The organism is Candidatus Poriferisodalis sp. (genome assembly GCF_965262965.1).
In the GTDB taxonomy this organism is placed as follows: Bacteria; Actinomycetota; Acidimicrobiia; order Acidimicrobiales; family Poriferisodalaceae; genus Poriferisodalis.
The window spans coordinates 1147060-1165259 of sequence record NZ_OZ253573.1 but is presented as its reverse complement, the minus strand read 5'-3'; the positions used below and the strand labels follow the sequence as shown (position 1 = coordinate 1165259).

Sequence of the window (18200 nt, the reverse complement as noted above, 5' to 3'; positions counted from 1 at the left end):
TTCACCGTAGGGCTGCGGTGCCGCTGGTGATGAGGGGGTAGAGGCCGTCGGCGCCGACGCCGGTGGCCATGTTGCCGAGCACGGCCGACCAGTGTGCGTCGGAGCCGTATTCCTTGCGCCAGCTCCACAGCCGTCGGCTGAAGTGGTGCAGCGGGTACTCCTGGGTCATGCCCATGGCGCCGTGCGCCTGGTGGCAGGCCTTGGTGGCCCGGGCAGCAGCCTGGTTGGCGACGAGCTTCGCGGCGGCGATCTCGAACGGTGCGTCTCCGCGTGTGGCCTCTCGGGCAGCGACCTCGGCGGTCATGCGCACCAGCGCCGCATCCTGCGCGGCCCAGACCAGGTGCTGTTGCACCGCCTGGAAGCGCGCCACCGGTCGACCGAATTGGACTCGCTCGTTGGTGTAACTGACGGTGAGCTGGCACATTTTCTCGATGGCACCGGCCATCAGCGCCACCCGGGACAGGGCGCCGCGCTGAGCCAGCGCTTCAGCGTTGACGCCGTCTGGCGCAGGTACCGCTCGCCCGGTCACACCATCGAAGCGCACCGTGTCGCGGGGCTCGCCGGCCATGTTCGGCAGCTGCGTGATCTCGCACTCCGATGCCGGCATCGCGACCACGTTTGCCTGCCCATCGCAAGTGCAGATGCACACGATTATCTCTGCGCTGCGTGCCCATGGCACTCGATGTGATTCGCCGGTCAATGTTGCGGTGCCGTCGCCGTTGAGGTTCGCCGAGCACGCCCCGCCGCCCGACCAGCCATCGGTGCCTGCTCGAGGCGGGACGACCGTGACCAGGCCGTCAGGGCGCTCGAGCCCGGCCTCGGCCAGCAGCCAGCCGCCGAGGACGCCGTTCTCAGCGGCTGGAATCGGCGCCGAGTGGTAGCCGACCAGGCGCAGCACCTCGATGGCCTCAGCGAGCGTGCCTCCCGATCCGCCAGCCCCCTCAGGGACTGCGATCAGGTCGAAGCCGGTCTCGCAGAACGCATCCCAGATGCCGGGTGCGCTGCCGCTGTCCTCAGCAGCCTGCACCGCTTCATGCGTGCACAGCTCGCTGAACAGCCGGTCCGCTGTCTCCGTGATCAGTTCGTCGACGACGACCGGCTCGGGTGCTGCATGTGCCGTCATCGCGCCACGCTGCCGACAATCTGAGTGACCGCTGCGCAAGCAGGGCAGATGCACGGTTGGTACACGGCGCCGCATCGCTGGAACTTCGATGCTGTCGTCATACCGGCAGCCCCTGGAGGCCCTTCGAGGCGACCGAGCGCAGGATCTCGATGGTTCCGCCCCGGATTGTGTTGCCGGGGAAGGTGACCACGCACTGGGCCAGCATCCGCTCGAACAGCGACTCGGACTCCGGCGAGTATTCCTCGTCGATGAGCTGCACAAGCTTCTCGACGACCTCCTGCTCGTAGCGAGTGCCCATCTCCTTCACCAGCGCGGATTCCACCGACGGGGCCTCGCCTTCGTCAATCAGCCTCGCCACCGACAGCGACAGGTTCCGGATGCCCCACCAGCGCGCTGCTAGCTCGCCGAAAAAATCGGACACGGTGTCCTCCATCGGCGTGCCTGCTGTCTCGCGCAACAGCTGCTCCACCGTCGAGAACGGCGAGAGCCACCGGTCGGGGCCGCCGCGCTCATACGCCATCTCGGCGGTGTTCTGGTGCCAGCCCATGCCGGGATCGCCGACCACGTTGGTGTCGGGCACGTACACGTCGTGGAACGTGACCTCGTTGAAGTGGTGACTCCCGTCGAGGAACGGGATCGGGCTGATCTCAAGGCCCGGCGAGCTCAGGTCGATGAGGAACTGCGACAGCCCGGCGTGCTTGTTGCCGTCCTCCATCGGCGAAGTCCGCAGCAGGCATATGAACCAGTCGTTCAAGTGTGCGTTCGATGTCCAGATCTTCGTGCCGTTGACGATCCAGCCGTCATCGGCGCGCTCGGCCCGTGTCGACACCGATGCCAGATCCGAGCCGCTGTCAGGCTCGCTCATGCCGATGGAGAAGCCCAGTTCGCCCCGGCAGATCGGCGGCAGGAATCGCTCGCGTTGCTCGTCGGTACCGAACTTCAGGATCACGTTGCCGGTCTGGCGGTCGCCCACCCAGTGATGCCCCACCGGCGCGCCCCACCGCAGCATCTCCTCCACCACGATGAAGCGCTGCACGGCGGTGCGGTCCGAGCCGCCCCAGCGTGACGGCAGCGCCATGCCAACCCAGCCCCGGGCGGCCATCTTGGCCGAGAACTCGCGGTCGTGGTCCGCTGCCATGCCGAGGCAGGGCTCGTGGGTTCCAGGCGGCAGCTCGGCCGCCAGGAACTCGCGTACCTCCGCTTGGAGGTCGAGCTCGGGGCCCGTCAACTCTGTGGGCGTGAATCTCATCGGCAGGCCTCTGCGGGATAGGAGATGATCAAACGAGGGCGAAGCCGCGGTAGTCGTCGGACGCCACGTCCTCGCAGATCTCAACGTAGGGCGGGAAACCGGGCAGCGGCATGAAGACCCGGGTCTTGCCGGGAATGTTCGCCCCCAGGTACCACGAGTTGCACGTCGGGTACAGCGTCAGGTCGGCAACGGCATTGACGTAGTCCACCCAGTAGGCCTCGGCATGGGGTTCGGGCTCGATGGTGGCGACACCTCGCTCGCGCAGGTCCAACAGGCAGCGTGCGATCCAATCGACGTGCTGCTCGATGGACGGGATCATGTTGGTCAGCACCGAGGGGCTGCCGGGTCCCGACACGGTGAACATGTTCGGGAAGCCCGCAACGCCGAGGCCGAGATAGGTGCGTGGCCCGGCGTCCCAGTGGTCAGCGAGTCGCATCCCACCGCGCCCGGTGACGTTCATGCGCAACAGTGTTCCGGTCATCGCGTCGAAACCGGTGGCGTACACGATCGCGTCGACGGGGTACTCCCGACCGTCGACCACGACCCCGGCTTCGCAGATGCGCTCGATCGGCGTCTCGGACACGTCAACCAGATCGACGTGGGGCTGGTTGAACGTCTCGTAGTAGTGCGTGTCGAGGCACGGACGCTTGCAGGCGATCGTGTTATGCGGGGTGAGCTTTGCCGCCACCTCGGGATCGTGGACGATCCCGGCGATCTTGTTGCGGACGAATTCGGCCACCCGGTCGTTCGATTCGGGGTCGAGGGCGATGTCGCCGTAGGCCCGGTAGAAGGTGAATCCGCCAACCTCCCACCGTTGTTCCATGCGCTGGCAGAACTCGTCGTCGCCCGTCTCTTTGGCGGGGTCTTCGCCGTCTGGCAGCCGCTGCACCATGGCCGCGCTCTCGGCGAACATCTTGGCCCGGAGTTCGCGATAGTTGGCCTTCCACTTGGCTTGCTCGGCCGGATCGAGCGGCTCGTTGCGGGCCGGGACCGAGTAGTTCGGCGTGCGCTGGAAGACCGTGAGCTCCCGGCATTGCGCTGCGATGACCGGGATGGCCTGCACGGCCGATGACCCGGTGCCGATCACCGCGACCGACTGTCCACTGAAGTCGACGCCTTCATGGGGCCAGCGACCCGTGTGGTAGGTGGGGCCGCCGAAGGTCTCGGCACCGTCGAACTGCGGAACATTCGCAGTGGACAGGCAGCCGGTGGCCATCACCACGAAGCGCGCTCGGTATTCGCCCCGGTCGGTCTGCAACCGCCACTGGCGGGCGTCATCGTCCCAGTCGACCTGAGCGACCGTGGTGCCGAATCGGATGTCGCGCCGCAGGTCGTACCTTTCGGCGACGTGGTTGGCGTATCGGAGGATCTCGGGCTGGCCGGAGTAACGCTCCGACCAGGACCATTCCTGCTCGAGCTCAGGATCGAACGAGTACGAGTACTGCATCGACTCGACGTCACAGCGAGCGCCGGGGTAGCGGTTCCAGTACCAGGTGCCGCCCACACCGTCGGCCCGTTCGAGCACGACGGTGTCGAATCCGAGCCCGCGCAGCTTGTGGAGCATGTACATGCCCGCAAAGCCCGCGCCGACGACGACGACCTCGCGTTCGCTGGCCCCCCGGCCGTTCGAGCCGGCCCCATCCCCACTGCTCATGGCCGGTCAGACTACCGAAGGCGGCTGAGCGCAGCCTGTGGCGGGCCGCTGTGGCACGCTCCGGGGGATGGGTGAACCCTGCGATCTCACCGCGACCCAGGCACGGCAGTTGATGGCAACCGCCGAGCTGTCGGCCGTCGAACTGCTGGAGTCGTGTCTTGCACGGGCCGATGCGACCAACAAGGCGGTGAATGCGCTCGTCATCCGCGATGACGATGCAGCGCGAGCAACGGCTCGTGCAATCGACGACGCCCGCGCCCGCGGCGACGAGTTGGGGCCCCTGGCAGGCTTGCCGGTGGCGATCAAGGACATTCAGGCCACCGCAGGTTTGACCACGACCTTTGGCGCTGTGCCTTTCGCAGACAATGTGCCAATCGCCGACGACGGCATCGTGGCCCGGGTCCGGTCCGCCGACGCCGTCATCATCGGCAAGACAAACACGCCAGAGCTCAGCATCGGCGCCAATACCGTCAACCGTCTCTTCGGTGCCACCGGCAACCCCTTCGATCCGTCGCTGACCTCTGGGGGAAGCTCGGGTGGTTCCGCTGTTGCACTGGCGTGCGGGATGGCACCGCTTGCAACCGGGTCGGACCATGGCGGCAGCCTGCGCATACCGGCGTCGTACTGCGGGGTTGCCGCGCACCGCTCGACGCCGGGCACAGTTGCCCACGACGAGCGCACGATCGGGAGAACCAACTACAGCGTCCAGGGCCCGATGGCTCGCACCGTTGCCGATGTGGCGCTGTTGTTGTCGGTGGTTGCAGGCCGAGATCGTGCCGCGCGCCGCGACCCCATGGCGTTCCCGTTGGATGCAGCAGCCTTCGCCGATCTCCCGGTAGTCGATGTGGCATCGCTGCGCGTCGGTGTCAGTGCTGACCTGGGCGGGTTGCTGGTCTCCGACGCCGTGCGGACGGTGTTCGCTGACCGGGTCGAGCGGCTGAGCGGCATCGTCGGGTCAGCAGAGGAAGCCAGCGTCGACCTCAGCGACGCACTCGATGTCGACTGGCAGCTGCGCTCGGACATCTTCGCTACCCAGTACCACCGCAGCATTCACAAGTTCGAACCCGACGCCACCGGCCCCGACGGCGGCTTCAACCCGAATATCCGCGCCACCTACGACGAAGCCCTGCGTACGACCGTGCTGGACATCGCAAAGGCACGGAGGCGGCAAGTAGAGCTGTTTCGCGCCACCGACGCCTTGTTCGACCCCTTCGATGTGCTGATCTGCCCAGGCGTCAGCGTGCCGCCCTTCGACTGGCACCAGCTGTATCCCGCTGAGATCGACGGTCGACCTGTTCGCAACTACATGGCGTGGCTCGGTTTGTCTGCCGCGCTCACGGTGGTCGGTCATCCCACCACGGCGCTGCCCTGCGGACTTGACGACCACCGCACGCCGTTCGGACTGCAGCTTGTGGGCCCGAGCTACAGCGACCGGCGCCTGCTCGGGATTGCCGCAGCGCTCGAAGCCGCGTTCGCCGAAGATCTGGTTACCGCCCGCCCGATACCCGACGTCGACTGGCTGGCGACTGCAAAGACCACCTGCCGCACTGAAGGCCGCATGGTGCACGCGTCTGCGCCGCGATCGTGACCTGAGCGATTCTCAGCGAGGGGCCTCAGGCTCGACGGCGACTCAGCGCCCGGCGGGACGGCCGGTGGCGATCACCCGAAGAGTGGCTTCGACGAACAGTTCGCGATCTCCCGACGGTGCGGTACGAGCGTCCCAGTCGAGCGTGATCTCGGCGTCGGGAGCACCCGCCGCTGCGGCTTCCGCGCGAGCGGCATTGCTCGCCTGTGTGGTGGCCCAAGCCCGGGCCTCGTCGAGGCTGTGCCACGTGGGCGGGTCTTCACCCCAATGTGCTCGATAGCTGCCGCGACGCGGGGCGGTGACGGTGATTTCCTTCGTGATCCGGACACGCGCTGTGGCCGCCCCGACAGCGTTTGCGACCTCGGCGTGCGACGGCACGATCGCCGTCGTGCCGAGCAGATCTGCAATTGCGGGTGCGTACGTCACGGCCGGAGCGCCGATGGCTACCACTGGCACTGCAACACCGATATCGATACGCGCCAGCGGAGCGCTCTGGGTCCGGGCGAGCGAAGGATCGTCGGCGATCGAAACGGCGGGCGCATCGTTCGGGTCGAGCAGGCCCCAAAGCGGGTTTGCGGAGGGATTTCCGGCGGCCGTCGGTGACATCGGATCAGCGGAGTGCGCTTCGGCGGTCGCTTGGCGGCGGCGATCGATTGCGGCCTGTGCCATCGGTCGGCGGGTTTCGGCTGGGGTGATGCCGTCGGCACCCAGCGCGACACCGAGAATGGACTCGGCGGCGCTGCGCAGCAGCGTCTGGACGATGTGGGCCGCGAGGTGCGGTCCGTCGGCGCCGACCTCGGCGCCGTAGCGGTCGCGCTGGCGGCTGAACAATTCGGCTCCGAGACGTGCTCCGCGAGGATCTCCGAGGTCGGCGTCGTCGAGGAGCCCGAGAACGACGCACGCATCAGTCGGCGTCATTGCCGCGCGCCGGACGACACCGCGACGTTCGAGACGCCCGATGGCGCCGCGCCAGCGAGCCGAACGCCGCAGCTCGTCGAGAGCGAGCACTCCCGAGGCCTCGCCGATCAGGTCCAGCACCTGCATATCGACTGCGTCGGGCCCTGCTGCAGGGGGCACCTCGGCGATGAGCATCAGCAGCTGACCGTGTTCTGCGATGACACGGTCGGCTTCGAGCTGGCGAGTGAGCATGGGTATCACGACATCGGGGCGCTCGCGTGCCGCGATGCACAGCGGCACGACCCGTCGTGGACCGACAGCGATCTCACCGCGATCGCCCTCAGGCGGAATCCAGATCTCGCTGTCCCCACCGAGTCCCACTGTCGTCATCGGCAGCGCCGTCACCATCGTCGCGTGACCCCCGACGACGGCGCCGTCGCGCGCAACGGAGCTGCCGACGGCTGCACCCACAACGACACCGTCGCGGATCGACGCGATGTCGGTGGTCGTACCGCCGATGTCGGCGATAACGCAGCTTGTCTCGAGGCCCGAACCGTCACCGAGCTCGGGAGCCGCGAGGTGGCGAGCGCCGATGACGCTGGCTGCAGGTCCCGACAGGATCGTTTCGATTGGACGAAACGAGACGAAGTCGCCCGAGACCAGGGAGCCGTCGCCGCGCACCACCATGAGCGGGGCATCGATTTCGAGCGTTGACATCGCCTCCCCGATCGCGTTGACGAAGCGCGACGTGACGGAGATGAGTTGGGCGTTCAACAGTGTCGTCACGGCGCGTCGCGGGCCGCCGAGGCGTGACGACAGCTCGTGGCTGCATGTGACGGGCTTGCCGGTGCGTTCGCGGATCGCTTCCCGCGCTGCGAGTTCGTGCGCGGCGTTTCGGACGCTGAACTGCGCCGCGACGGCATAGGCATCGACGTCGTCGTTGACGCGGTCGACCCCCGCCGCGAGCGCGCGGATATCCAGAGGGAAGATCTCGTCACCGTGGGCGCCGTGGCCGCCTGCGAGCATCACCACGGGTGCCGCAGCCAAGCTCTTCGCAAGCGTGCCCGCGCCGTTGGCGTCGTCGTTCGTCGCCCCCAGACCGGTCGTGCCCGCGGTGCGAAGGCCGGCCCGGGCGAGATGATCGGCATCGAATCCGATCGATACCAGCGCCGCAGGCCGTCCAGCACCTTCCACGAGAGCGTTTGTGGCAAGCGTGGTCGACACCGACACGAGGCCGATGTCGGTTGCACTGACGCCGTCGACAGCATTGAGCACCTGCTTCATTGCTTCCACGACACAGCCGAAGAGGTCGCCATGCCGAGTCGGTGTCTTGGCGGTGGCAACCACAACGCCACTCTCACGGCTGTAGATGACGGCGTCGGTAAAAGTGCCACCAGTATCGATACCCAATGAGAACCGGCCTGACGGCGACCCGAGGGGCTCTGGCACCGAACCAAGTGTGCCAGCGGCGACAGCCTGCTGTGGCCGATCCCCCGCCGGCACCCGGTGCGGTGGACGACTGCGGCGTGATCGGTGAGACTGCGGGGGACGGCGTCGCCCAGACGCCGTCGTGCGAATCCCCAGGAGGATCCGATGGGCGTCAAGTCAGTGAACGAGATGGTCGCCGAGGCGAAGAGCCGGATCGACAACATCTCGCCGGCGGAGGCGCATCGCCGTGCCACCGAGGAAGGCGCGCTGATCGTGGACATCCGCGATGTGCGGGAGTTGCAACGCGACGGGGCGATTCCTGGCTCCATGCATACGCCGCGGGGCATGCTCGAGTTCTGGGCCTCACCCGACTCGCCCTACACCAAGCAGGAGTTCCTCGAAGACCGCGAATTCATCCTGTGTTGCGCCGGCGGAGCGCGTTCTGCGCTGTCCGCGGACACCTTGGGGGACATGGGGATGGAGAAAGTAAGCCACGTCGAGAGTGGATTCGGTGGCTGGCGCGCTGACGGCATGCCGGTCATGGACTACGACAGCTTCCGGGCGAGGGGCTGAGCCCGTTCGGGATCCCCGGTGACAGATGCAATGAACGCAAGCGGCGCCGAGCTTGGCGCGGGCGATGCCGGCCCACCCAAGCAGATCGTCGGCTACTGCGAGCCATGGACATTGCGCGCCGGCGAGAGCATCCGTCTAAAGGCTTCGAGCCACCAGCCGGGCCCTGCTGTGATCGATGTCACCAGGATCGTCTGCGGTGATCCGACCCGCTACGGCCCAGGCTTCGACGAGCGTGACGTCGATGCGATCGACAGCTGGTCGGTTGAGCTCGACGAGCAACCGCTCACCCCTGGCTCGTACGCAGTTGCAGATGTGCGAGGAATGCCCGCGGGTGGTCCGTACATCGGTTTCCGGCTCTGGGTGATGCCCACCAACGTTCGTGGATGGCAGCGGATTGCCACCCTTACGGCTCCGGTCCCCGAGTCCCTAGAGTGCCGTCGTCTGACCGAACGGGATCCCGATGACGATCTGACGTTGCCGCTTCCTGCAGATCTGCAAATCGAGGACTCCCAGGACAGCAGTCCGGACCCGTCGAGAGTCGATCTTGCGCTCGACCTCGTCGATGGGCAGCTCATGGCGCGTTATCCCGGTCGCGGGATATTCCTTGGACAACCGCACATGGGCATGGTGCCGCTGACCGCTCATCGTTGGTACCTCATCGAGACGATGATCGACACCCACGCAGACAAGATCTACCTGTTCGTCACGACATCTCCCTCAGCGTCACCGGGTCGCGATGCCCGAGAGGTCTCGCTTGGGCAAAAGGGCGTGGCCGAATTGGAGTGCTGGACCTTCTTTGAGGCGTGTGGACCCCATGACGTCGAGGACTCTGTAGACGACCAGCCGTTCGAGATTTATGAGGATGTTCGCCGAGAAATGCCCTCGTGGTCCGATCAAAGCAGGGCCGTGCAGGCGTGGGGCGTCGATCCTTGGCCAACGACGATGTTTCGCTACCCGCCCAACCCGCTGTTCCTTCCAGAACGCGGCTGGCCGGAGGAATTGGATCCGGCTGAGCTCTGGCTTGGTGCTGGCCCCGACGGCGAGCGCTTTGACGGGCGGATAGCGCGGCCGGTCGTCGTCAGCGGCGGATCGTCTTGCACCTGGGATCTCGAGAGCGACATGGCGGCACGAACTGCCACGATGAAGCCCCCATTGGTTGACGATCCCGGTGCAGGTCGGCTTGTGCTGTACCAGCTGCCGACGCGGGCGATCACGGGGCCGGCATGGGACGGTTCGGCGCACCGCTGGATCGACAACCCGGCGCACTTCGACGCAATCCATTTCCACCACGACGACCTGTACGACGCCGGATGGGAGACCACGGTCGAGGCGACGCTGCCTGACGACCTGCCGAGCGGGATCTACGCCTTCCGGGTGCGCAGTTCCGCCGGTGAGGACCGGGTGCCGTTCTTCGTCCGGCCCGCCGCAGGCGCCCCGACCGCCGATGTGGCACTGCTCATGCCGACGGCCACCTACATGGCCTACGCCAACCACCGGATGTTGTTCGAGGGCGCCGATTTCATCCCGACCAAGACACGCCTGCGGCCTGAGCATGCGTACATCCGCGATCATCCCGAACTAGGACGCAGCCACTACGAGAAGCACCCTGATCGAAGCGGCGTCATGTTCAACTCGCGCCTGCGGCCAGTGCTGAACCTTCGCCCCGGCGCCGACGGCTGGAACTTCACTCCGGACACCGACATCAACGTCTTCCTCGAAGATCTTGAAGTCGGTCACGACATCGTCACTGACGAGGACCTGCATCACGAGGGCATCGCCGCCATCGCGCCCTATCGCGTGCTGGTCACCGGCAGCCACCCCGAATACTGGTCAACCGCCATGCTGGACGCGCTCGCGGACTGGCAGCGCGAAGGCGGCCGGCTCATGTACCTGGGCGGCAATGGCTTCTATTGGCGGGTGGCATTCAGTGAAGACTGGCCGGGCGCCATCGAACTGCGCCGGGCAGAAGACGGCGTGCGGAATTGGCAGACCGGCCCGGGCGAGAGCTATCACGCCTGGGGTGGTGAGTACGGGGGGCTGTGGCGTCGGCAGGGCCGGGCGCCCAACGAGATCTGCGGCATCGGGTTCGCCGCCCAGGGCTTCGAGAAGGCCACCTACTTCGTGCGCGATCCAGGTGCGGACAGCTCGCGGGCGTCGTGGATCCTCGAAGGGGTACCCGGCGAGCGCATCGGCACGTCAGGACTCGGCGGCGGCGCAGCCGGACAGGAGGTCGACCGCTACGACGTTCGCCTCGGATCGCCCGACCATGCTGTGGTGCTGGCTTCGGCGACCACCTTCGGGCCCGACATGCTGCGCACGAAAGAGGAGTTCGAGGGCTCGGTCTTGTTCCCTGCGCCCGATCCGTATGTGCGCGCGGACATGGTGTTCTACGAGACACCCAATGGCGGGGCGGTGTTCTCGGTGGGCTCGATCTCGTGGTTCGGCGCGCTCGCTCGCGATGGATTCGACAATGACATCGCGCGCATCACGGCCAACGTGGTCCAGCGCTTCGCCGACTCAGAGCCGTTCGGGCCGCCGCCGCTGGGCTAGCGGACCGCAGCGTGGCGTTGCCGTCGCGCTGAGCGCTCAGTCAGCCTTGCGCACCTGATCGAGCAGTTCGCTGACGCGGTTGCTGGCCGGTGCGTAGTCCGGGTCGACCTCGGGTCCGGGCACGAACTCGGGCAGATCGACGCGGGGTGGTCCAGCGGGAGCTTCGGCAGGAGCCGCTGTCGCAGGCGCCGGTGCCGCTGCGGGCACCGGTTCGGGCTCGGATGCTGCGGGGGCGTCGCTCGCTGGTGCGGGAACACCCGTCTCCTCGCGGGCGGCTGCCGAGCGGGCCATGATTGCCGCGAGTCGAGGGTCGACGTCCGCGGAGCTGTCATCAGCGGCGTCGGCAGGAGCTGCCGCGGCAGGTGCTGGACTTGCGGTGGCCGCCAACGCGGAGGCGTCGCCGCTCGGGGCTGGCAGCCCTCGTGCTTCCGCAGCCGCAGCGCGGGCTTCTGCGATGAGGGCACGCTCTTGCGCTGCCTCGATCTCGGCCCGAGCTCGCTTGGCGAGGAACTGGGGCCATTCGGTCTCGGGTACCAGCTTGCTGTGAGCGACTGACATGGCCTCGACGTCGTTGTCGAAGCGCACGCGGTAACGCTTGATTGCGAAGCCGAGGCTTCGGCCGCACTTGCCGGGTGTTCCTTCGGGGACGCCGCGGATGTCCTCAGTGAGGATCACCCGGGTGCCTCGCCTGTATTCACTCACGATCGCGCTCATCGTTGCGGCATGGTATCGGCGCGTGCTGCGCGCGTGACGGGTTGCACGCCAGCGGTGCGTCGCAGTGGCTGCGCCACTCGACGACGGGCCGTATTGTCGCCACGTTCGAGCGCCGCGCGCGTCGGCAGCGCCGAGCGCGGCAGGGCGAGTGAGCGCGAGGAGCAGACGTGAGCAAGCGAACGCCAAAGGCCCCTGGGAGCAAGCGAACGCCAAAGGCCCCTGGGAGCAAGCGAACGCCAAGTGCCTCAGCGAGCGAACGGACAGCGTTGGTGGTGGGTGGCACGGGCCCGACTGGGCCACATGTCGTGCTGGGCCTGCTGGAGCGCGGTTACCGCGTCACCATCTTGCACACCGGTCGCCACGAGGCAGCCGAGATTACGGACCTCGTCGAGCACATCCACACAGACCCATTCGATGTCGATCAGTTCGCCGACGCACTGGGCGCTGCGGAGTATGACCTGGCCGTGGTCATGTATGGGCGATTGCGTGAGATCGCCAAGGTGCTGGCGGGGCGCGTGAGCAAGTTCGTCAGCGTCGGCGGGTTCCCCGTGTACTCGGGCTGGGGAGATGCCGATGCGCTCTGGCCTGCGGGAATGCGCGCGCCCACCCGCGAGCACGACCGGCTGGTCTCCGACGAACCGCCCGAGTTTCGCGTGAATCGCAAGGTGCGCCAGATCGCCGTCACTGAACAGGTCGTGTTTGCGCAGCATCCCACCGCCTCGCACCTGCGGTACCCCTGGATCTATGGGCCCGGACAGATCAGCCCGCGCGAGTGGAAGATCGTGCGGCGCGTGCTTGACGGGCGGGAGCGCATCGTGCTGCCCGACGGTGGCACGACCCTGCAAGGACAGGCGCACTCGCGCAATGCCGCAGCGATGCTGTTGGCCACCATCGATGGCGGCGCGCGTTCCGCTGGCGAGGCGTACAACGTTGCCGACGAATGGACGCCCACGCTTATCCAATGGGTGGAGATTCTCGCTGCTGCGCTGGATCACACGTTTGAGATGGTGTCGATCCCATGGGAATACGCGGCCGTCGGCCATCATCTGACGCTGCGCAGCACTCCGCATCACCGGCTGATCGGGTGCGACAAGGCGATGTATCAGCTCGGCTATCGCGACGTCATCAACCCCGCCGAGGGTCTCGCTGAAACTGCGCGCTGGTTGTGCGACGAGGCCAACCACCCCGCGCCGGGCAGTGCCATGGAGCGCTCCATCGGCGATCGATTCGACTACGAGGCAGAAGATCGACTCATCGAGGCGTGGCAGTCCGCGATGACCGGTGCAGACATGGCGACGGTCGCCGCGGCCGCCGACCCAGGGTTCGTCGACCGTTACAGCGCCGCCTTCGACGACCACCCCGGCGCCGGCAAAGGGTGGACGTCGGTCAGCCGCTGAGGCTGACGCCTCAATCGCGGCTGTCGGGCGCGAGCTCCACTTCGGTTGCCTTAACAGACACCCACAAGCTGGTACCCGGCCGGATGAGCAGCTCGTGGGCCGCGCCGGGAGTGATGTCGGCTGTGACTTGCAGTGGTGGCCCGAGCAGCACCCGAGTGATGTCACCGAGCGGTTCGACCGCCTCTGCAACCGTGCGCCAGACGTTGCGCGGGCTACCGCTTGGTCGCTCTCGATGCAGGGCGATAGCGCGGGGATGAATCGTCACGAGCACAGCGCCGGCTGCGGTTGTGTCCGCTGCGTGGAGCAACTGGGTCGGTCGCCGGTTCTGTTGTGGCGATGTCGTTTCACCAGCATCCAACGTGATCGTGATCTCGCCGTCGCGCACGCTGCCCCGGAGCAGGTTGATACCAGAGAGGTCTGCCGCATATGCCGTCGCGGGCGAGCGTCTCAGCTCATCGGGCGTCCCCGATTGCGTCAGCCGACCCCCTTCGATGATGTGCACCCGGTCAGCGAGCACGAACGCATCCGTGGGGTCGTGCGTAATGAGCAGTCGCGGCACATCCAACGCGCCCGCCTGCGGAGCGGACGACGCGTCGCCCCCGCCGTTGCGACCACTGCTGAGATGCGCTGCAAGATTCCGACGGAAGCGATTGCGAGCCGTGACATCGAGCGAGCCGAGTGGTTCGTCGGCCAGCAGCAGGTCCGGCTCGCATGCGAGCGCTCGTGCCAGCGCCACGCGCTGGCGCTGCCCGCCCGAGAGGGCCTTGGGTCGCCGATGCCCCAAATCGCCTAGGTCGATCGCATCGAGCCAGGTTTGGGCTCGCTCCCGAGCTTCAGCCCGTCGAAGGCCCCGCGAGATCAGACCGAACGCCACATTGTCAAGTGCACTGAGGTGCCCAAACAAGAACTGGTCCTGGAACACGACGCCGATGCGGCGCTTCTCCGGGGGGATGAACACGCCCGAAGCGGGGTCGTCCAACACCCTTCCGGCGAGCCGCACGCAACCGTCATGCAGCGGCAGCAATCCGGCCAGCGCAGCGACGATTGTGGACTTGCCGGCACCGTTCGGGCCGAGCAGCGCCGCTGTCTCGCCGGGCTCGACCGCGAGCGAGACATCGAGTTCGAAGTCGCCGCGTTGCACACGAATGGCGGCGTCAAGCCCCTCGATCTGTGAGTCACGCATTTCGGGGTCGCCCCCCCAGCTCCCTCATCGGCTCGGCCACCATCGGTCTCGCAATCCGATGAGCAGTCCCAGCGACAGAGCCACAAGCACCAGGCTGATGGCGACGGCGGCATCCCGGTCGCCCTCGAGTGCGACGAATACGGCGAGCGGGAGGGTCTGGGTGCGACCGCCGAGATTCCCTGCGAAGGTCACCGTTGCACCGAACTCGCCGAGGGCCCGAGCCCACGCGACAACCACTGCCACGCCCAGCGCCGGTCCGATCATCGGCAAGGTCACGCGTGCCAGCACCCGCAGGCGAGATGCGCCCAATGAAGCGGCTGCGGCCTCGTAGCGCTGATCGAGATTTCGCAGCGCCCCCTCGACAGTGAGGATCACGAACGGCGTAGCGACAAATGCGTTGGCCAGGATGACGCCCCAGATTGAGAACGGAAGCAGCAGTCCCGTTGCGTCGTGGAGCGGGCCGCCGACCACGCCGCGGCGACCGAGGGCGAACAGCAGCGCTGCGCCGCCCACGACCGGCGGCAGCACCATCGGCAGCGTCACGAGCGCACGAATCACTGAGCGACCCCGGAAATCGACCCGGGCAAGCACCCACGCCAGCGGCACGCCGACGACAGCCGCAACCGCCGCCGCGGCGATCGAAGACACCACCGACAGCACTGCGGCGTCCACGACGAACCGGCTGGACAGATGTGTCCACAGTCCGGTCCACGGCGCGCGTGCCGCGAGCCCGATCAGCGGCAAGGCGAACAGGATCACTCCGGCCCCGGCGAGCACGGCGACCGGCCAGGGTGGTACCACCCGAGCGTTCCGATCAGCCGAGCTGTTGAGCGGCTCGTTCGCTGGCATCGGGTTCATCGTGCCCCGACTTGCGGCGACTCGAAACCGTGGCTTCGAAAGATGTCGAGAGCGGCCTCTGAGGCGAGGAACTCCACGAACGCCGTCGCAGCGCGCGGGTTCGGGGCCGTCGCGACCACCGCGGCCGGGTACACCGCCTCGGGCGCCGCTCCCGCAGACCAGCCGAGGCTGGAGATGCTGGCGGATTCAATGAGCACGTCGCTGGCGTACACGACACCCGCGTCCAATTCGCCTGCGGCCAGCTTGGTGACCAGCGCACGGACGTTGGGCTCTTCGGTGTCGGTGGATGCCTCGATGCCTGCAGCGGTCAGTCCAGCTCGGGCGAGAGCGCCGCACGGGACTTCGGCGGCGCACATGCCGACGAGCAGCTCGGGGCGTGCGAGGTCTGCGAGGTCGGTGACGGCAGCGGGATTGTTCGCTGGCACGGCCAGCACCAAGGAGTTGCGCGCCACGTTCGTCGGTGCGCCGGCGAGGCCGATGTCTGAGCGGACTCGTTCGAGATGCGCCGAGTCAGCTGGCACGAAGACATCCGCGGGTGCCCCCGCCAGTATCTGTTCCCGCAGCGTCGAGCTGCCCCCACCAAAGATCAGCACGTCGACGCCCGGGTGGGCCTGTTCGAAACCGCCAGCCAGTTCGTCGGCCAGGGGCAGAAGCGATGCCGCAACCATGACGTGCAGCGTGCCCGAGAGCGGGCCGCCGCTCGAGCCATCCGCCTGGGCGTCGCTGCGGGGGCTGCACGCGACGACAAGCGGACCCGCTGCCACGCACAAGGCCGCCACGACGATCCCGACGCGGGCCGCAGGCCCGAACGTCCGCGTCCAGATGCCGCCCATATCGAGCCAGTGTGCCCCCCTTAGGAGCGCTTTGACGGAGCGCGCGTAGGGTTTGGGCATGGCCACAACGCTGGACTGGTACGGGTGCGCGACCTTCAGGCTGCGCACCGGCGGCCTCACGATCTTCCTCGACGCCTACATCGACCGTGCTGCGAACGCTGCCGGTCCGGGTCTCGTGGCGGACGATGTCACCGACGCCGACTGGATCCTGGTCGGCCACTCGCATTTCGATCACCTTTACGGCGCCGAGCGCATCGTGGCCAATACGGGCGCCACGATGGTGGGCAGCTACGAGTCGGTGCGGGTGATGGAGCAGGCGGGCGTATCCCTCGATCGCATGATCTGCGTCGCCGGCGGTGAGACGGTTGACCTTGGATCGGGTGTGCGGGTGTCGGTATTGCCCAGCCAGCACTCCTGTGTGTGGTCGCACACCCAGATGGATCAGCCCGATCACGTCTGTATCGGCGATCTCGGCGTGACCTGGCAGGAGCAGCAGGAACGCTTCGCCGAGCTGATGTCGTACTTGGCCAACGAGGTCGACCCGGCGACGAGCGAGCACATCGGGGCGTCATCACTTGGGCACAGCGACCGTGGAGACGGCGGCGCGCTTGTGTACTTGATCGAGGGGCCTGACGGTTCGGTGCTGTTCCAGGACACCTCGGGCCACTGGTCCGGCGTGATGGGAGAACTTCGCCCCGATGTAGCGATTCTTGCGGCGGCCGGGCGAGGGAACATTGACGGCGAGCCGATCCAGGGGTCGCTGGCACAATTCATCGGCCGCCAAGCCGACTTGCTGCGGCCGCGTACGGTCATTCTCGGCCACCATGACAACTGGCTTCCCGGTTTTTCGGTACCGACCGACACGTCGAGCATCGCCGCCGAGCTGGCACGCGTCGCACCGCGAACACAACTCCTCGAACCCGGCTACATGGAAGCGACCGAGATCCTGCCGTAGATGTCGACGCGGCGAATCCGAAGCCGAAGCTGAAGCCAGACGGCTTCGACGCGCCGTGGCTATCTGATGCGGAGGGGCTGCCAGTGACGGTAGGTGGCGCTTCGCCACAGCCACTCAACGGGCCCGAACCCGAAGCGCGCGAGCCACGCCTGTGACCACCACAGCTGGAGTATCCACACGCCGACGATGAACACGGCGATGCCGCTGCGAGTCAGCGACACGTCACCGAGCAGCCATCGAAGTACCACCATGCCCACCGCAGTCTGCGTGAGGTAGTTCGTGAGCGCCATCTGTCCTGCGGTTCGGATGCGCCGGCGCGCCGGGGAGTCGCTTCTGCGATTCCACAGCACTATCAAGCTCAGGTAACCCACACAGATGGGCACGGTGGCAACGGTGTTCGGGATGGTTCCTGCAATGGCCCAGTCGATGTCGAAATCGGTTCCCGCCACCAGCGCGAGCCCTGCACCCGAAAGCGGCAGCCCGATTCCCAGGCCCCATGCCGCCATGCGGCGGTAGAACGACGGCGCCCGGTGGCCGCTCATGACACCGGTCCGGTACAGCGCCACGCCGATGAGCATGGCGCCCAAGGCTCGCCCGAAGTAGTCCGCAAGAAACCATGTCTCGATGACGTCGTAGTAGTCGCCGTAGTGCCAAAAGTCGATGAGGACGCTGGAGAAGCTGCGCAGCGACGACTGCACGCTCCAGGAGATGACTGCCACTGCTGCGTAGAACGCGCCGCCCAACGCGAAGAGCACCTTGGGAGGCAGTCGCCGCAGTGCAAGCACGACCGGGGCGCACAGGGCGTACACCGTGAGCACGTCGCCGTCCCACACGGCCAGATGCACCACGCCCATGACCAGCAGCAAGGCGTTGCGCCACAGGCTCAGCAGTGCGCTGCGCCGACCCTTCGCAGCGGCGCGCTCAGCGAACAGCACGATGCCCGCGCCGAACAGCATGGAGAACAGGCCCATGAACTTCTGGTCGGCAAGGATCTCCCCAGCACCGCCGACAAGCCAGTCCAGCAGCGTGCGCGAGCCGGCGGCGTCGAGATTGGTGTACGCCGCCGCGGGCAGGCCGAACGACACGGCGTTCATGACCAAGATGCCCAGCACCGCCACGCCGCGCACGGCATCAAGCGTCGTGTTTCGCTCGCTTGATGACGTTGCCGAGGTCTCCGACGACATGGCGGTCGGTCGAAGTC

14 protein-coding genes are annotated in these 18200 nt (G+C 67.1%); 5 read left to right on the top strand and 9 right to left on the bottom strand.

The window, feature by feature from the left end; all coding sequences use genetic code 11:
* Position 1 precedes the first annotated feature (1 nt).
* From ACQY5K_RS05580 to ACQY5K_RS05570, 3 genes are all read right to left on the bottom strand, one after another.
* Entirely contained in the window at positions 2–1123 is a 1122-nt protein-coding gene (locus ACQY5K_RS05580) for an acyl-CoA dehydrogenase family protein (protein WP_428120819.1), read from the bottom strand.
* 97 nt (positions 1124–1220) lie between these two features.
* The gene (locus tag ACQY5K_RS05575) at positions 1221–2372 is read right to left on the bottom strand and encodes an acyl-CoA dehydrogenase family protein (protein ID WP_428120817.1); all 1152 of its coding nucleotides are present in this window, start codon (positions 2370–2372) and stop codon (positions 1221–1223) included.
* A 28-nt stretch (positions 2373–2400) separates the two neighbouring features.
* Positions 2401–4026 (bottom strand): flavin-containing monooxygenase, encoded by a 1626-nt coding sequence (locus tag ACQY5K_RS05570; protein WP_428120815.1) that lies wholly within the window; start codon positions 4024–4026, stop codon positions 2401–2403.
* Positions 4027–4093: 67 nt separating this feature from the next.
* On the opposite strand from ACQY5K_RS05570, the gene ACQY5K_RS05565 reads away from it, so the two are divergent.
* The gene (locus ACQY5K_RS05565; protein ID WP_428120812.1) at positions 4094–5614 is read left to right on the top strand and encodes an amidase; all 1521 of its coding nucleotides are present in this window, start codon (positions 4094–4096) and stop codon (positions 5612–5614) included.
* Between the two features lie 42 nt (positions 5615–5656).
* Here the strand turns inward: ACQY5K_RS05565 and ACQY5K_RS05560 are convergent, their stop codons facing one another.
* Positions 5657–7957 carry a hydantoinase/oxoprolinase N-terminal domain-containing protein gene (locus ACQY5K_RS05560; RefSeq protein WP_428120810.1) on the bottom strand — a complete coding sequence of 767 codons (2301 nt, stop codon included), beginning with the start codon at positions 7955–7957 and terminating at the stop codon, positions 5657–5659.
* A 144-nt stretch (positions 7958–8101) separates the two neighbouring features.
* On the opposite strand from ACQY5K_RS05560, the gene ACQY5K_RS05555 reads away from it, so the two are divergent.
* Positions 8102–8509 (top strand): rhodanese-like domain-containing protein, encoded by a 408-nt coding sequence (locus ACQY5K_RS05555; RefSeq protein ID WP_428120808.1) that lies wholly within the window; start codon positions 8102–8104, stop codon positions 8507–8509.
* Positions 8510–8527: 18 nt separating this feature from the next.
* The gene (locus ACQY5K_RS05550; RefSeq protein ID WP_428120806.1) at positions 8528–11059 is read left to right on the top strand and encodes a N,N-dimethylformamidase beta subunit family domain-containing protein; all 2532 of its coding nucleotides are present in this window, start codon (positions 8528–8530) and stop codon (positions 11057–11059) included.
* Between the two features lie 36 nt (positions 11060–11095).
* Here ACQY5K_RS05550 and ACQY5K_RS05545 read toward each other — a convergent pair whose 3' ends face one another.
* On the bottom strand, positions 11096–11761 hold the full coding sequence (locus tag ACQY5K_RS05545; RefSeq protein ID WP_428120804.1) for a hypothetical protein: 666 nt from the start codon (positions 11759–11761) through the stop codon (positions 11096–11098).
* Positions 11762–11940: 179 nt separating this feature from the next.
* Here ACQY5K_RS05545 and ACQY5K_RS05540 point away from each other — a divergent pair, with 179 nt between their 5' ends.
* Positions 11941–13170: a hypothetical protein gene (locus ACQY5K_RS05540; protein WP_428120802.1), complete on the top strand. Its 1230-nt coding sequence runs from the start codon at positions 11941–11943 to the stop codon at positions 13168–13170.
* A gap of 10 nt (positions 13171–13180) precedes the next feature.
* On the opposite strand, the gene ACQY5K_RS05535 is transcribed toward ACQY5K_RS05540, so the two are convergent.
* From ACQY5K_RS05535 to modA, 3 genes are read right to left on the bottom strand one after another with little or no spacing between them, the layout of a single operon-like run.
* Positions 13181–14353, bottom strand: coding sequence for an ABC transporter ATP-binding protein (locus tag ACQY5K_RS05535; protein ID WP_428120800.1), 1173 nt, complete (start codon positions 14351–14353; stop codon positions 13181–13183).
* Between the two features lie 24 nt (positions 14354–14377).
* Positions 14378–15202: a molybdate ABC transporter permease subunit gene (gene modB, locus ACQY5K_RS05530; protein WP_419922837.1), complete on the bottom strand. Its 825-nt coding sequence runs from the start codon at positions 15200–15202 to the stop codon at positions 14378–14380.
* 5 nt (positions 15203–15207) lie between these two features.
* The gene (modA, locus tag ACQY5K_RS05525) at positions 15208–16104 is read right to left on the bottom strand and encodes a molybdate ABC transporter substrate-binding protein (protein ID WP_428120797.1); all 897 of its coding nucleotides are present in this window, start codon (positions 16102–16104) and stop codon (positions 15208–15210) included.
* Here modA and ACQY5K_RS05520 point away from each other — a divergent pair.
* On the top strand, positions 16103–16999 hold the full coding sequence (locus ACQY5K_RS05520; protein WP_428120795.1) for an MBL fold metallo-hydrolase: 897 nt from the start codon (positions 16103–16105) through the stop codon (positions 16997–16999). The genes modA and ACQY5K_RS05520 overlap by 2 nt on opposite strands.
* A gap of 59 nt (positions 17000–17058) precedes the next feature.
* Here ACQY5K_RS05520 and ACQY5K_RS05515 read toward each other — a convergent pair whose 3' ends face one another.
* Entirely contained in the window at positions 17059–18183 is a 1125-nt protein-coding gene (locus tag ACQY5K_RS05515; RefSeq protein ID WP_428120793.1) for a DUF418 domain-containing protein, read from the bottom strand.
* Positions 18184–18200: the final 17 nt, after the last annotated feature.